13 protein-coding genes are annotated in these 13,834 nt (G+C 70.6%); 7 read left to right on the top strand and 6 right to left on the bottom strand.

The annotated features are described in order from the left end of the window. On the bottom strand, positions 1–851 hold an 851-nt coding region (locus GKQ77_RS15770; protein ID WP_504739861.1), incomplete at its 3' end, for a beta-sandwich domain-containing protein. 234 nt (positions 852–1,085) lie between these two features. On the opposite strand from GKQ77_RS15770, the gene GKQ77_RS15765 reads away from it, so the two are divergent. From GKQ77_RS15765 to GKQ77_RS15745, 5 genes are all read left to right on the top strand, one after another. After that, a complete protein-coding gene (locus GKQ77_RS15765) occupies positions 1,086–1,529 on the top strand; it encodes a DUF6278 family protein (protein ID WP_219689399.1) in 444 nt (147 codons plus the stop codon). A gap of 114 nt (positions 1,530–1,643) precedes the next feature. Then, entirely contained in the window at positions 1,644–2,387 is a 744-nt protein-coding gene (locus tag GKQ77_RS15760; RefSeq protein ID WP_219689398.1) for an amino acid ABC transporter ATP-binding protein, read from the top strand. A gap of 31 nt (positions 2,388–2,418) precedes the next feature. Next, positions 2,419–3,324: a glutamate ABC transporter substrate-binding protein gene (locus GKQ77_RS15755; RefSeq protein ID WP_219689397.1), complete on the top strand. Its 906-nt coding sequence runs from the start codon at positions 2,419–2,421 to the stop codon at positions 3,322–3,324. A gap of 9 nt (positions 3,325–3,333) precedes the next feature. After that, positions 3,334–3,978: an amino acid ABC transporter permease gene (locus tag GKQ77_RS15750; protein ID WP_219689396.1), complete on the top strand. Its 645-nt coding sequence runs from the start codon at positions 3,334–3,336 to the stop codon at positions 3,976–3,978. After that, the gene (locus GKQ77_RS15745) at positions 3,975–4,844 is read left to right on the top strand and encodes an amino acid ABC transporter permease (RefSeq protein ID WP_219689395.1); all 870 of its coding nucleotides are present in this window, start codon (positions 3,975–3,977) and stop codon (positions 4,842–4,844) included. Before GKQ77_RS15750 ends, GKQ77_RS15745 begins: the two co-directional genes overlap by 4 nt. Positions 4,845–4,881: 37 nt before the next feature. Here GKQ77_RS15745 and GKQ77_RS15740 read toward each other — a convergent pair whose 3' ends face one another. The 3 genes from GKQ77_RS15740 to GKQ77_RS15730 form a co-directional block, all read right to left on the bottom strand. Beyond that, positions 4,882–6,483, bottom strand: coding sequence for an alpha/beta fold hydrolase (locus tag GKQ77_RS15740; RefSeq protein ID WP_308117678.1), 1,602 nt, complete (start codon positions 6,481–6,483; stop codon positions 4,882–4,884). 116 nt (positions 6,484–6,599) lie between these two features. After that, the gene (locus GKQ77_RS15735) at positions 6,600–7,796 is read right to left on the bottom strand and encodes a L,D-transpeptidase (protein ID WP_219689394.1); all 1,197 of its coding nucleotides are present in this window, start codon (positions 7,794–7,796) and stop codon (positions 6,600–6,602) included. Positions 7,797–7,929: 133 nt separating this feature from the next. Then, entirely contained in the window at positions 7,930–8,685 is a 756-nt protein-coding gene (locus GKQ77_RS15730) for a hypothetical protein (protein ID WP_219689393.1), read from the bottom strand. Between the two features lie 104 nt (positions 8,686–8,789). On the opposite strand from GKQ77_RS15730, the gene ggt reads away from it, so the two are divergent. Then, positions 8,790–10,604, top strand: a complete 1,815-nt coding sequence (ggt, locus tag GKQ77_RS15725; protein WP_219689392.1) for a gamma-glutamyltransferase — start codon at positions 8,790–8,792, stop codon at positions 10,602–10,604. A 78-nt stretch (positions 10,605–10,682) separates the two neighbouring features. Here ggt and GKQ77_RS15720 read toward each other — a convergent pair whose 3' ends face one another. Both GKQ77_RS15720 and map read right to left on the bottom strand, forming a co-directional pair. Further along, positions 10,683–12,560, bottom strand: coding sequence for a WD40 repeat domain-containing protein (locus GKQ77_RS15720; RefSeq protein WP_219689391.1), 1,878 nt, complete (start codon positions 12,558–12,560; stop codon positions 10,683–10,685). Positions 12,561–12,606: 46 nt separating this feature from the next. Beyond that, on the bottom strand, positions 12,607–13,374 hold the full coding sequence (gene map, locus GKQ77_RS15715) for a type I methionyl aminopeptidase (protein ID WP_219689400.1): 768 nt from the start codon (positions 13,372–13,374) through the stop codon (positions 12,607–12,609). 46 nt (positions 13,375–13,420) lie between these two features. Here map and GKQ77_RS15710 point away from each other — a divergent pair, with 46 nt between their 5' ends. Further along, positions 13,421–13,675 (top strand): helix-turn-helix domain-containing protein, encoded by a 255-nt coding sequence (locus GKQ77_RS15710; protein ID WP_219689390.1) that lies wholly within the window; start codon positions 13,421–13,423, stop codon positions 13,673–13,675. The last annotated feature ends 159 nt before the right edge of the window (positions 13,676–13,834 follow it).

Here is a 13,834-nt window from a genome sequence, read left to right as displayed (position 1 = left end):
GCCCCGGCCTCCTGCACCGCCACGCTCGCGCCCCCGATCCGCACCGGGCCCGCCGCGAAGGTGTTGTCGAGCCGGACGCGCACCCGGGGCCCGCCCGCGCTGGTGTGCACGACGAGTCGCACGGTCCGGTCGCTCCAGGGTCCGACCGCCGTGTACCCGGCCGTCGACGCCGACCAACTGCCCGTCCATCCCTTGGCCGGGGCCCGCACCGACAGGGCGAAGACATGCAGGTCCGGGGCGCCCGGATCCCGCGGCAGCTCCACCGAGGCCACCTCGCGCCCCCGGGCGAGCGGCACGGTCACCACGTATAGCCGTGCCTTCTCGGCGCGTTGGCCGCCGGGCGTGTTGATGTGCGGCAGGGCGACGGCCTTCGTGGCGAGCGGGCCCGAACGCCAGTCCGGGGCGGTGAGCCGGTAGCCGCCACGTGAGCCGTCCCGGTAGCGCACCGTCCCCGTGCCGCTCGCCTCGCCGCCCGTCCCCGCGACCAGGAACGCGAGGGCGTCCCCGCGGCCGCGCACCCGCACCGGCTGGCCGTTCGCCCGTACGTTGTCCCGCTCGCCCGGCGCTGTGCGCGGCCAGGTCAGCCGGGCCCCGTCAACGCCGAGGGACCGCCCCGGGGTCCAGCCCGCGGCCGCCAGATCCCGCGCCGAGAGCGAGCCGCCCTGCCCGTCGAAGTCCGCGGCGCCGGGGCGGGCGTCGTCGCTGATCGCCCTGTTGTCGAAGAGCCGCTCCAGCGGAAGCGGCCGGTCTCTGTAGGGGGCCGCCGCGGGCGCGACCTCGGCGGCGGCCACGGGGACGAGGCCCGTCGAGAGGGCGAGCGCGACGGCCGCCCCCCGGATACGTCGGCGCACGACAGACCCCTCCCGCGTGAAGACAGATGCGCCATGAAGCTAAGGAGGCGTCAGAGGCCCGTCAATGAGTCTCGCGTGAACACGGCGCGAACTCACGCGGGGTCCGGCCGGGAGAGGGGTCCGAAGGGGTGATTCGGCCGATTCCGTGATCAACTGATGCAAGATACATTTTGACACTACGGAATCAGCGCCCGGCCGCGCATCCGGCGGCGCCACGCGACGGAGAGGCCGATCATGAACATCCCGTTCCTCGACAAGTGGCGCAAGCGGCACTCCGTGACGGACCCGGCCCGTGGTCTCGCGGCCGCCTTCGCGGAGGACCCGGACGGCGTCGCCGAACTGCTGTCCGAGTGCGAGCTGCTGCGCTCCCAGGCGGCCGCCGCCGGGCTCGAACTGGACGACTCCCCGGCGTCCTTGACCGCCCTCGACCAGCTGCTGCCGCGCTGGCGCGACGACCCGGAGCTGCTGCCGTGGCTCGGCAACGACGCGGGGCTCTACCTGGGCTCGGTCGTGGTGCGGACCGTGCCGGGCGCCGCCTGGCACGTGTACCCCGGCGGCGGTCCCGTCGTACGGCTGAAGTCCGGACGGGACATCCCGGTCGTCGAGGCGGGGCTCGACTGGGCGGTGCAAGGGGCGCCCGAGCTGTCGCAGATCTACGCCGAGGCCTCCGAGACATAGCCGGAATTGCCGCAAATACGGTTAATACCCGCGCTTGCGTGTCGTCCGTTAAGTCCTGTTTCCACGTGGATAGTTTGCGCGGACGTACACAGCTGAGAGTGGGCAGGTCTTGCCATGGCCGTCGATCCGTTGATCGAGCTGCGTGATGTGAACAAGTACTACGGAGAGCTGCATGTCCTCCAGGACATCAACCTCACCGTCGGCAAGGGGGAGGTGGTCGTGGTCATCGGCCCTTCGGGGTCGGGCAAGTCAACGCTCTGCCGGACGATCAACCGGCTCGAGACCATCCAGTCCGGGGAGATCAGGCTCGACGGGCAGCCCCTGCCCGACGAGGGGAAGGCCCTCGCCAGGCTCCGCGCCGAAGTCGGCATGGTCTTCCAGTCCTTCAACCTCTTCGCGCACAAGACCGTTCTCCAGAACGTCTCGCTCGCGCAGACCAAGGTCCGTGGCCGCAAGAAGGACGAGGCGGACCAGCGCTCCCGGGAGCTTCTGGAGCGCGTAGGGCTCTCCACGCAGGCCGAGAAGTATCCGGCGCAGCTCTCCGGAGGCCAGCAGCAGCGCGTGGCCATCGCCCGCGCGCTTGCGATGGACCCCAAGGCACTGCTGTTCGACGAGCCGACCTCCGCCCTCGACCCCGAGATGATCAACGAGGTCCTTGAGGTCATGCAGCAGCTCGCCCGCGACGGCATGACGATGGTCGTCGTCACCCACGAGATGGGCTTCGCCCGCTCCGCCGCCAACCGTGTCGTCTTCATGTCCGACGGCCGCATCGTGGAGGACCGCACCCCGGAGGACTTCTTCACCCACCCGGAGAGCGAGCGCGCCAGGGACTTCCTCTCCAAGATCCTCAAGCACTGACGGGGGCGACGCGCTCGTGAAGAGACACACCATGCGTACGACCCGGCTCGTGGCGGCGCTCGCCCTGTCCGCGCTCGTCTCCACCGCCTGCGGCAAGGAGGGCAGCCCGCCGACGAAGGGCCCCGCGGCCGAGAAGCTTCCCGAGTACCGGGTAGCCGCCGGCTTCCAGCTGCCCCAGTCGGCGACCTGGCGGAAGGCCAAGAAGCGCGGCCGCTTCATCGTCGGCGCCAAGGAGGACCAGCCCTACCTCGGCGAGAAGGACCCCGCGACGGGCACCTACTCCGGCTTCGACATCGAGATCGCCAAGATGATCTCGGCCTCGCTCGGTCTCGACCCCAAGAAGACCGAGTTCAAGACCATCGCGTCGGCCAACCGCGAAACCGCCCTGCAGAACGGGCAGATCGACTACTACGTCGGCACCTACACCATCAACGACAACCGCAAGAAGCTCGTCGGCTTCGGCGGCCCGTACTACCTGGCGGGCCAGGGCCTGCTCGTACGCCACGACGAGGACGACATCAAGGGCCCCGGCGACCTGGCCGGCAAGCGCGTCTGCTCGGCGGCGGGATCCACCCCCTACCAGCGCATCCAGCAGGATTACCCCAAGGCCACCCTCGTCGCCTACGACACCTACTCCGTCTGCGTCGACAACCTCCTCACCTACCAGGTCGACGCCGTCACCACCGACGACGCGATCCTGATCGGCTACGCGGCCAAGGTGCCCGACGAACTCAAGGTGGTCGGCAAGCCGTTCTCCGAGGAGCCGTACGGCATCGGGGTCCCCCGGCGCGACAACGCGCTGCGCCTCGCCATCGACGACGCCCTCGCCGCCGGAGAGAAGAACGGCGACTGGAAGAAGGCCTACGACGCCACCCTCGGGCTCTCCGGCGTGCCGGCGCCCAAGCCACCCGCCATCGACCGCTACCCGGCGAACTGAGGAGGCGTCATGAACGTACTGACAGACAACTTCTCCACGTTCGGCGACGGCTTCCTCGGCACCGTCGAACTCACCGTCTACGCCTCGCTCCTCGCGCTCGTGCTCGGCTTCCTCATGGCCTCCTTCCGCGTCGCGCCCGTCGGCTCCTTCCGGGCCTTCGGCGCGGTGTGGGTGGCGGTCCTGCGCAACACCCCGCTCACGCTGCTCTTCTTCGCCGTCCTGCTCGGCCTGCCGCGCTTCGGACTCGTCCTGCCCTTCAAGGTGTTCGCGGTCCTCGCGCTCGGCTGCTACACCTCCGCCTTCATCTGCGAGGCGCTCAGGTCGGGCATCAACACCGTGCCCAAGGGACAGGGCGAGGCGGCCAGAAGCCTCGGCATGACCTTCGGGCAGACCCTGTCGATGGTGGTCCTGCCCCAGGCCTTCCGGTCCGTCATCGCCCCGGTCGGCTCCAACCTCATCGCGCTCGCCAAGAACTCCGCGATCGCCGGAGCCTTCAGCGTCACCGAGCTGCTCGGCACGTACAAGACGCTCAACGAGCTGGGCTACAACATCATCTGGACCTTCGTCTGGATCGCCCTCGGCTACCTCATCATCACCCTCGCCATCAGCGCGGTCTTCAACATCCTCGAAAAGCGCTGGGGAGTCGCCCGATGAAAGCCCTCTCCCACGATTCCACCGCCCTCTACGACATCCCGGGGCCCAGAACCGTCCGGCGGCACAAGCTCTACGGGGTGCTCTCCACCCTGGTCGTGCTCGCCCTGCTCGGCTGGATCCTGTACCTGCTCTTCGACACCGACCAGTTCACCGCCACCAAGTGGTCGCCCTTCGAGTACAAGGGCATCCAGGAACTGCTCCTGCGGGGCCTCGGCAACACCCTCAAGGCCTTCGCGATCTCCGCTGTCCTCGCACTCGCGCTCGGCGGGCTGCTCGCCATGGGGCGGCTCTCGGACCACCGGCCGGTGCGCTGGGTGGCCACGCTCCTCGTGGAGTTCTTCCGCGCGATGCCCGTCCTGGTGATGATCTTCTTCGTCTTCGTGGCGCTGAAGGTGCAGCCGCTGCCCGCGCTGGTCACCGGACTCACGCTCTACAACGGCTCGGTGCTCGCCGAGGTCTTCCGCTCCGGCGTCAACTCCATGGAACGCGGCCAGAAGGAGGCCGCCTACGCGCTCGGCATGCGCAAGACCCAGGTCATGAGCTACGTCCTCGTGCCCCAGGCCCTGCGCGCCATGCTGCCCGCCATCATCAGCCAGTTGGTGGTGGCCCTCAAGGACACCTCGCTGGGTTTTCTGATCACCTACGAGGAGTTCCTCCACGCCGGGAAGCTGATCGCGTCGAATCTCGACTACGATTTGCCGTTCATCCCCGTGGTCATGGTGATCTCACCGATCTACATCGGGATGTGCATGTTGCTGTCGTGGTTCGCCCAGTGGGTGTCCAAGCGTCAGCGGCGCAATCCCAAGACGGAGGCCGCGGAAGTCGCGCCGGCCGAACCAGGGACGCTGCTGCCGGGTGTGCAGTAGCTCGTAGGGCCATGCCCGCCCCGGCAGCAGCCGGAGATCACTGCTCGCGCAGGGGAACGGACACGTACGACGGGTCCGCCTCCGGTGAGGAGAAGGTCAGCTGCGCGCCGGACGGGTTGTGCTCGATGTAGAGCGGGTCGACCGTGTCGACGACCAGGGCGAGCTTGTGTCCTGCCGGTACGTCGTAGGCCGTGGAGAACAGCTCCAGGTCCACGCCGAAGGGCTTGCCGGGCGTCTTGCCGTGGAAGGTGTACGGCGCATTGCTGACCAGCTTGCCGAGGCCGAGCGGGCCCACGTCGTAGAGGTACGCGACGAGGGTGCCGCTCTCCTTGGTGCTGGTGAGCGTGGTGTGCAGCTTCGTGGTGCCGCGCACCCGCTGGGGCGTCTCGTACTTCTCCGACTGCCATACGCCCGTGTAGCGGCGCGGGAGCAGCGGCACCGACGCCGTCGGCGGGATCTTCAGGAACTGGTCGAGGGCGTTGGAGAGGATGGCGATGCCGCCGTTGGCGCCCGAGTCGACGTTCGTACGGATCGTGGTGGTCCCCGCCATCGCGATCTTCTTGCGCGTCGGGCCGACCGACTTCCAGTCCGGGTAGCCCTCGTAGCCGCCCGTGGAGCGGGACTTGAGCTGGACCGGCTGCTCCTTGTCGATGCCGTTGTCCTCGCCCTTGAGGTAGCGGTCGAACCAGCGCCGGGTCGAGGTCCAGGTGTCGTTCGGCAGCCCGAGCAGGCCGGTGGCCTCTGCCGTCGCGTGGTCGCCGGGGCGGAACTCCAGGCGCTTGGGGCCGGTCAGCCGCTCGTAGAACTCCGCGTACTGGTTGGGCGGGAAGAGGGTGTCGCCCCAGGCGTTGCCGAGCATGATGGCCGCGCCGTTGTCGTTGATCTGGTCGAGGTGGGTCACGGGGGAGCGCTTGGCGCCCCACGCGATCATCTCGGCCTCCTTGTCCAGGTTGGACCCGAGGAAGTCCTTGAGCGTCTGCTGGAGTTCGGGGCCGGGGCGGCCCGTGAGCGCGCCCGCGCCGCCGAGCAGGGCGGCGGCCTGCACGTGCTGGGTGCGCCCGCTGTAGATCGAGTCGATCAGGTCGGCCCAGCCGCTCAGCGCGGCGACCGCCTTGATCCGCTTGTCGTGCCCGGCGGCGAGCAGGCTGATGCCCGCGCCGTACGAGACGCCCGCCATGCCGACCTTCGACGGGTCGGCCGGGGTGTTCGCCAGCGTCCAGTCGATGACCTTGGAGGCGTCGGCGATGTCCTTGGGCCCCGCGGTCTCTATCTCGCCGCCGGACTGCCAGAAGCCGCGCGAGTTGTAACTGACCACCACATAGCCGGAGTCGGCGAGCTTCTGGGCCTGCGCGACGTACTCGATCTGGGGCATGGCCCAGCTGGTGGGCAGCACGATCGAGGGGTAGCGGGCCCCGGCCTTCGCGTCCTTCGGGGTGAAGACATTGGCCTTGAGGATGGTGCCGCCGTCGCCGGGGATGTCGACGAAGCGTACGTCGGCGGCGCTCGCCGCCCGGGGCGCGGCGGCCGGGGCCGCCTGCGCCGTCGGGGCGAGACCGAGGGCGGTGCCCGCGACGAGGGTCGCGGAGACGGCGCCCACGGCGGTCGTACGCAGGGCCCGGTGGGGGTGCGGAGCTCTCACGGATCACTTCCTCACTCGTTGAAAGTGCAAAGTGACCCGACGGTAACCGCGTTCCCTTACTGGGGGTAACCCATCGGTAAGTTACGCCCCGGTAACGATCGTTGAGGGGGGCACGGTTACTTCAGCGCGCTCTTGGTCTGCCAGTCGGACCAGTCGACGTTCCACTCGCCGTAGCCGTTGCCCGGCTCCGGTACGCCCTTCGAGCCGCTGCCGGTGACCTCGAAGGGGTCGCCGATCTGGACCTGGCCGTAGAGCCAGCCCGCGTCGCCGGTGCTCATGCCGACGCAGCCCGAGCTGTGGTTGGTGTTGCCGAAGTACGAGGCGTTCCAGGGGGCGGCGTGCGCGTACATGCCCGACCAGGTCAGCCGCATCGAGTAGTCGACCATCTTGTCGTAGCTGTTGCTGCCGGTGAGGCCGACCGTCTCGGAGCGCATGTTGATCGTGCCCTCCTTCGACATCAGGACCGAGGTGCCGCCCCAGGAGGCCTTCTCGCCGCCGGGGGTGCCGGCGGACATCGGGAGCGATTTGACCGCCTTGCCGTCCCGCACCAGCGTTGCCGTCTTGCTGTCCAGGTTCACCTTGACGACCTGGCTCTTGCCGACGGTGAAACGGGTCGCGTAGTCCCGGACGAACCAGTCGTCGCCGCCGGAGTCGACGCCGTTGAGCCGGGCGTCCAGCTTCACCTTGGTGCCGGACTTCCAGTACTCCTTGGGCCGCCAGTCGACGCGGTCCTTGCCGTCGTGGTTCTTGATCCAGCCCCAGGAGCCCGTGGTGTCGTTCGAGGTCGTCACCTTGAGCTGCTTCTCGACCTCGGCCTTGTTCCGCACCGGGTGGTCGAAGGTGATCGAGAGGGGCTGGGCGATGCCGACGGTGGTGCCCTTGCCCGGGGCCAGCGTCACCTTGTTGACCTGGGCGGGCGCGGCCGTCTTGAAGGAGGCCTTCGCGCTGCCGCCCTCGTCGCTGACCGCGTCGACCTTGTACGCGGTGCCGGGGGCCGCCACGCGCTGCGACGTCCAGGTGGTGCCGTTCGCCGAGACCTTGCCGGGCAGCTTCGTGCCCTTGTCGTCGGCGACGGTGACCTGCTTCAGCTTGCCGTCGGCCAGCTTCACCGTGACCGGGCCGCCCGCCTTCGCCTGCTGCCCCTTGAGGTTCACCGAGATCTTCGGCTTCTCGGCGGCCTTGTCGGCGCCGGAGGAGCCGCTGTCGCCGCCCGAGCAGGCGGTGAGGGCGGCGGCAAGGACCGCGACCCCCGCGGTCGCCGCGTGGTGGGTGCGAAGGGGGCGTCGGCGGCTCGAAGAGCTCTGCGGGGACAAGGAAACGTACCTCCGTGCGAATGTGGACTGCACGGAGAGAGGGCATACGAGGCCGACGGGTTGCCTGATGTGCCGAAAATGACCGCTAGGTCACAGAAGGCCCCCGGTAAGGGAGCTCCCTGTGCGGGGGCGGTCACTTCGCGCGATGAGAGGCGCGGGGCGACGGCGTGGGGAGCGGCGTCTGGGCGGCCCGCGTCACCTCCCCGACAAGCTCGACGACGTCCGGCCCGTACGCCTGCGAATTGACGACCTTCAGCAGCAGCACGAAGGAGTTGCCGCCGTGCTTGCGCGCGAGCTTCTCGTGGTGGCGGGCGAGATAGCGGGTGGCCGCCTGGCTGGTGACCGCGCGCTGGCCGCAGAAGAGGAAGACGGGCCTGGCGTCCTGGCCCTGGTCGGCGGTGAGCCGCGCGAGGATCACGTACTCCGTCAGGCCCGCCTCCATGCGGTAGCGCTCGGCGCCGATCTGGAACGCGCCCCGGTCGGGGACCGGCTCCGGCTCGGTGTTCACCCGCACGCCCGGCAGCAGCGAGTGCATGTGCGCCGCCAGGCGGCGGTGCGCCACCGGGTTGCCGACGCAGAACTCGGTGCGCTCGCCGAAGCTCTGCTGGGCCGCGTCGTGCGCGACGACCTGGGTGTGCGCCCCGCAGTCCTTGATGACCGCGGCGAGTTCGAGGAGGGCGGACACGTCGTGGCGTACGACCATCAGCTCGCCGCCGCCCGCGTCGCGGTTGACGACGAGCAGCGACTCGGAGTTGTCGGGCAGTCCGAAGAAGGCCTGCTTGCGGCGGAGCCTGCGCTTCCACAGGGCGCCGCGCGCGAGCCACCCGAGGACGACGGCTATGCCGACCGCGCTCAGGCCGAGGACGAGATTGCGCACGTCTTCCGTCATGGGGGCGCATGCTAGCCGCCTTTCGGCGCAGTGTTCGAGGCGGTCCTTACGTAGACGCGGCCGCGAAGTTACGCTGCGCGGACGGTTGTTGACTGGAGGTACGAATGCGTCGCGGTGCCGTACGTAATCTGACGCTCTTGGCGGTCGGAGGGGTCCTGGTGTCGGTCGGGGCCGCCGCGCCCCCCTCTCCCACGCACTCGGCGGAACGAACCCCGACCGGCCCCGAGAAGGTGCCGGTCGCCGTCGGGTACGGCGGGGCGGTGGCCAGTGTCGACCCCGACGCCTCGGCCGCCGGCATCGAGGTCCTGCGCAAGGGCGGCAACGCCGTGGACGCGGCCGTCGCCACCGCCGCCGCGCTCGGCGTCACCGAGCCGTACTCCGCGGGCGTCGGCGGCGGCGGGTACTTCGTCCACTACGACGCCAAGACGCGCAAGGTCAGCACCATCGACGGCCGCGAGACCGCCCCGCGCACCGCCGACTCCGGGCTCTTCCTGGAGAACGGCAAGCCGATCCCCTTCGCGGACGCCGTCACCAGCGGCCTCGGCGTCGGCACCCCCGGCACGCCCGCCACCTGGCAGTCGGCGCTCGACGCCTGGGGCAGCAAGCGCCTCGGCACGCTCCTGAAGCCCGCCGAGCGCCTGGCGCGCGACGGATTCACGGTCGACGCGACCTTCCGCTCCCAGACCGAGTCGAACGAGAAGCGGTTCAGGGACTTCCCCGCCTCGGCGAAGCTGTTCCTGCCGGGCGGGAAGCTCCCGGTCGTCGGCTCCACGTTCAAGAACCCCGATCTGGCTCGTACGTACGAGGAGCTGGGCCGCAAGGGCGTCGACGCGCTCTACCACGGAAAGCTCGCCAAGGACTTCGTACGCACCGTGAACAAGCCGCCCGTCGACCCGGCGTCAGGCCGCGAGGTCCGGCCCGGCGACCTCTCCCTCAAGGACCTCGCGTCCTACGGCGTGAAGCGGCAGAAGCCCACGAGGACCACCTACCGCGGGCTCGACGTCTACTCCATGGCGCCCTCGTCGTCCGGCGGCACCACCGTCGGCGAGGCGCTCAACATCCTGGAGCGCACAGACCTGTCGAAGGCCTCCAAGAAGAAGTACCTGCACCGCTTCATCGAGGCCAGCCGCATCGCGTTCGCCGACCGGGGCCGCTGGGTGGGCGACCCCGCCTTCGAGGACGTACCCGCGAAGGAACTCCTCTCGCAGCGGTTCGCGGACAGCAGGGAGTGCCTGATCAAGGACGACGCGGTGCTCAAGAGCCCGCTCGCGCCCGGCGACCCGCGCCGCCCCACGGCGTGCGGGACGGCGGACAAGGCGGCCCGCACGACGTACGAGGGTGAGAACACCACGCACCTCACGGCCGCCGACAAGTGGGGCAACGTCGTCGCCTACACCCTCACCATCGAGTCGACGGGCGGCAGCGGCATCACCGTGCCCGGCCGCGGCTTCCTGCTCAACAACGAACTGACGGACTTCTCCTTCGCGCCCGCCAACCCCGCGGTGCACGACCCGAACCTGCCGGGCCCGGGCAAGCGCCCGCGCTCCTCGATCTCGCCGACGATCGTGCTCAAGCACGGCAAGCCGGTGGTGGCGCTCGGTTCGCCGGGCGGCGCGACCATCATCACGACCGTCCTGCAAACCCTGACGGGCTTCGTCGACCGCGGCCTGCCCCTGGTCGACGCGATCGCCGCGCCGCGCGCCAGCCAGCGCAACGCCGCGCAGACCGAGCTGGAACCGGGCCTGTGGGACAGCGGGCTGCGCACCTCCCTGGAGTCGATCGGGCACTCGTTCAAGCGGAACCCGGAGATCGGCGCGGCGACGGGCGTGCAGCGGCTGCCGGGCGGCAAGTGGCTCGCGGCGGCGGAGAAGGAGCGCAGGGGCGGCGGCTCGGCGATGGTGGTGCGTCCCACCGACTGATCCGCTGCGCTGACTGAGCTGAGCGGTCGCGCTCAGGGGGCCTCGTACGCCGGTTGAGGCCCCCTGCCGCGCGCGTCGCTACGAGGCGGGCGAGGCCGCGCAGTTCCGCTCCAGCTCGTTGGCCGCCCAGCGGATCGGCGACTCCGGTTCGTCGTGCAGGTACCGCAGGACGGGCAGCGCCTCGCGGACCGCGGCGAGCTGGGCGTCACCGCGTCCGCCGCGGGCCTGACGGACGTCGGCGAGGTCGGCGATGAGCAGCAGCAGTGTGCTGCGCGAGAGGTTGTCCGGGTCCGTCATCAGCTCGACGAGGAACGGGATGGCGGGGACCGCCGCGGTCGAGGAGGCCTCCTTGGAGACGAGGAGGCGGTAGAGGTCGTGGACCGCGTCCATGGCGGTCTTCTTGTCGTCCGACGCGACCTTGCCGATCAGGTCGGGGATCATGCGGCCGGGCCCGCGGGAGGTCCACAGGGACCCCCAGTCGACGCTGTCCAGGCGCAGTCGCAGATCGCGGTGCGGCCAGAGCTTCGCCGGGTCGAGACGGAGTACGGAGGTGCCGTCGGCGTCGGTGACGCGCAGCGTGCCGTCCGCGCCGAGGCCGAGGGCGGTGACGCCGGTGCCGAGGCGCAGTCCGGCCACCGCGTCGGACGTGAGGTCCCAGAGCCGGACCAGGCCGTCGGCCCAGGCGGCGGCGAGCGCGGGGCCGGTCTCCAATTGGGCGGCGGCCAGCGCACGCACCGGCGTGCGGCGGCGGGCGAAGGGGGCGCGCAGGGGCTTGCGGCGGGTGCTCCAGTAACGGATCACGCCGTTCTCATCGCCACTGAGTACGAGGCGCCTGCCGCTGTCCAGCTTCAGGCAGGCGAGCGCGGACACCGGGGCGCGGTGCAGTGCCAGGCTGATGGTCTCGGGGTCCTCGTCGTCGGTCTCCAGGACGTGGACGTGGCCGTCCGTGTCGCCCGCCGCGAGGGTCGTCCCGTCCTGGTCGGCGGCGACAGCGCTGACGGTGGCGGACGGCTGCACGAGCGTGGCGGCGGCGCCGGGCACCTCGGGCGGCGCGCCGGGGCCGCGGGAGAGCACGGTCCAGCGTCCACGGGTGTCGGCGTCGCCCTCGCTCAGCGCGACCGGCCCGAGCTCCTCCAGGGGCGCGGGCACCTGGCTGGGCGGACCGATCGCCTTGTCGCCGGACCAGTCGACGCCGAGGGTCTCGGCGACGTCGATCAGGGCCTGGCGGGTCCGGGCGTTGATGACGATGCGGAAGTCGGCGCCGGGCCCGCGCCCATGCCGTATGACCGCGTCGGGAGCGCCGTACGACAGCGCGTCGGTGCCGCTCTCCTGCCAGGGCAGCAGGCCCAGTTCGCGGTACGAGGCCGCGAGGCGCCGGACGATCTCCGGGTCGGCGTCGACGGTGGTGCGGCGCACCCGCAGCGTCCAGCCGTAGTGCGCGGGCATCCGCTCGAAGGCCAGCTGCGTCAGGAACTCCGACAGCGACCGGCTCTGCACGACCCACTCGCCGCGGAGGCTCACGACGACGCGGGGGTCGGGCAGCTCGGCCTCGGCGGCGAGATAGCCCCACTCGTGGCTGTAGTGGTACTCGGACATGAACACACAGACACAACGATCACCGCCTTCAGTGCCCAGAAGCCCGCTCCCCGGGCCGACTTCGAGCTCGGAGATCTTCGGCGGCCACTGGGTGTGGACCCAGTACAGGCGCGGGTTGAAGGCGAAGGAGTTGAGCGGGGAGTCCCACCACTCGTTGAGGGCCTGGGGGACGGGAAGCGTCCAGTCGATGCCGTGTTTCTGGTTCTCGCCGCCCCACCGGGAGTGCCCTGGCTCGCCGCCCGGGTCCTCGTACCCCCACTCGCGCTGGACGGCGTCCAGCAACTCCCAGCGGGGCCGACCCTGCTGATGGCGCCTCAGCCGTTCCGCGAACTGCCCGTAATCGATGATCTCTGGTGTCACCGGCGCATCGTACGAATGATCTATACGGGGGAGTGTCCCCGAGGTGTCACAGTGCCGTGAGGATCCTGGGACCGTCCTCCGTGATCGCGACGGTGTGCTCGGCGTGGGCCGCCCGGCTCCCGTCGTTCGTACGCAGCGTCCAGCCGTCCGGCGCCTGGTGGTAGCCGTCGCCGCCGCCCGCGATCACCATCGGCTCGATGGCCAGGACCATGCCGGGGCGCAGCGGCATGCCGCGGCCGGGGCGGCCCTCGTTCGGCACGCCCGGGTCCTCGTGCATGCGGCGTCCGATGCCGTGGCCGCCGAAGCCCTCGGGGATGCCGTACCCCGCCTGGCGGCAGACGGTGCCGATGGCGTGGGCGATGTCGCCGATGCGGTTGCCGGCGACCGCCGCCGCGATGCCCGCCTCCAGGGCGCGCTCCGCCGTCTCGATGAGGCGTACGTCCTCGGGGCGCGGGGTGCCGACGGTGAAGCTGACCGCCGAGTCGCCGACCCAGCCGCCTAGCTCGGCGCCGAAGTCGAGGGAGACCAGGTCGCCGTCGCGCAGCCGGTACGGGTGCGGGACGCCGTGCACGATCGCGTCGTTGACCGAGGTGCACAGGACGGCGGGGAAGGGGACCGGGGCGAAGTGCGGGCGGTAGCCGAGGAAGGGGGACGAGGCGCCGGCCTCGCGGAGCACGGTGTGCGCGGCCGCGTCCAGGTCGAGCAGCGAGACGCCGACGGCGGCGGCCTCGCGGGCCGCGGTCAGTGCCTGCGCCACGATGCGGCCCGCCTCGCGCATCGCGTCGATCGATTGTTCCGTCTTGAGTTCCACCATGCCAATTACTATACCGGTATTTAAATGGGCGTCGTACGATGGCCGCATGGTTCGCACTCCCTTGACCCCAGAAGAGCGTGAGCGTGGTGAGCGGCTCGGGCAGCTGCTGCGGGATGCGCGGGGGCCGCGGAGCATGGTCTCGGTGGCGGCCGAGGCGGGGCTCTCCGCGGAGACGCTCCGCAAGATCGAGACGGGGCGGGCGCCGACGCCGGCGTTGTTCACTGTGGCGGCGGTGGCTTCTGTGCTGGGGCTTTCGCTGGATGAGATCGTGCTGCGTTGCGGGTTGGCTGCGGCGGCCTGAGCGGTTCTCCTTGCGTGCGGGGCGCCGTTTCCTGGCCGCTGGCCTCGGGCGCCTGTTCCGCGTTCCTGGCCCGCCGGCCTGGCGGAGGGGTCCGCCGAGGTGGAGGTCCGGCGTTCCTGTTCCGCCCGCTGCCCGGGTTCGGGGCGCGTATCCCTGTCC

Source organism: Streptomyces anatolicus (assembly GCF_019400875.1).
In the GTDB taxonomy this organism is placed as follows: domain Bacteria; phylum Actinomycetota; class Actinomycetes; order Streptomycetales; family Streptomycetaceae; genus Streptomyces; species Streptomyces anatolicus.
Note: the sequence above shows the minus strand (reverse complement) of the source record. Positions and strands in the feature narration are given on the sequence as shown.

Excerpts from the sequence above, each read along its gene's own strand:
- ggt (WP_219689392.1), top strand. The coding sequence starts at position 8,790 with ATGCGTCGCGGTGCCGTACGTAATCTGACGCTCTTGGCGGTCGGAGGG.
- GKQ77_RS15755 (WP_219689397.1), top strand. The coding sequence starts at position 2,419 with ATGCGTACGACCCGGCTCGTGGCGGCGCTCGCCCTGTCCGCGCTCGTC.
- GKQ77_RS15750 (WP_219689396.1), top strand. The coding sequence starts at position 3,334 with ATGAACGTACTGACAGACAACTTCTCCACGTTCGGCGACGGCTTCCTC.
- GKQ77_RS15730 (WP_219689393.1), bottom strand. The coding sequence starts at position 8,685 with ATGACGGAAGACGTGCGCAATCTCGTCCTCGGCCTGAGCGCGGTCGGC.
- map (WP_219689400.1), bottom strand. The coding sequence starts at position 13,374 with ATGGTGGAACTCAAGACGGAACAATCGATCGACGCGATGCGCGAGGCG.
- GKQ77_RS15760 (WP_219689398.1), top strand. The coding sequence starts at position 1,644 with ATGGCCGTCGATCCGTTGATCGAGCTGCGTGATGTGAACAAGTACTAC.
- GKQ77_RS15710 (WP_219689390.1), top strand. The coding sequence starts at position 13,421 with ATGGTTCGCACTCCCTTGACCCCAGAAGAGCGTGAGCGTGGTGAGCGG.
- GKQ77_RS15745 (WP_219689395.1), top strand. The coding sequence starts at position 3,975 with ATGAAAGCCCTCTCCCACGATTCCACCGCCCTCTACGACATCCCGGGG.
- GKQ77_RS15765 (WP_219689399.1), top strand. The coding sequence starts at position 1,086 with ATGAACATCCCGTTCCTCGACAAGTGGCGCAAGCGGCACTCCGTGACG.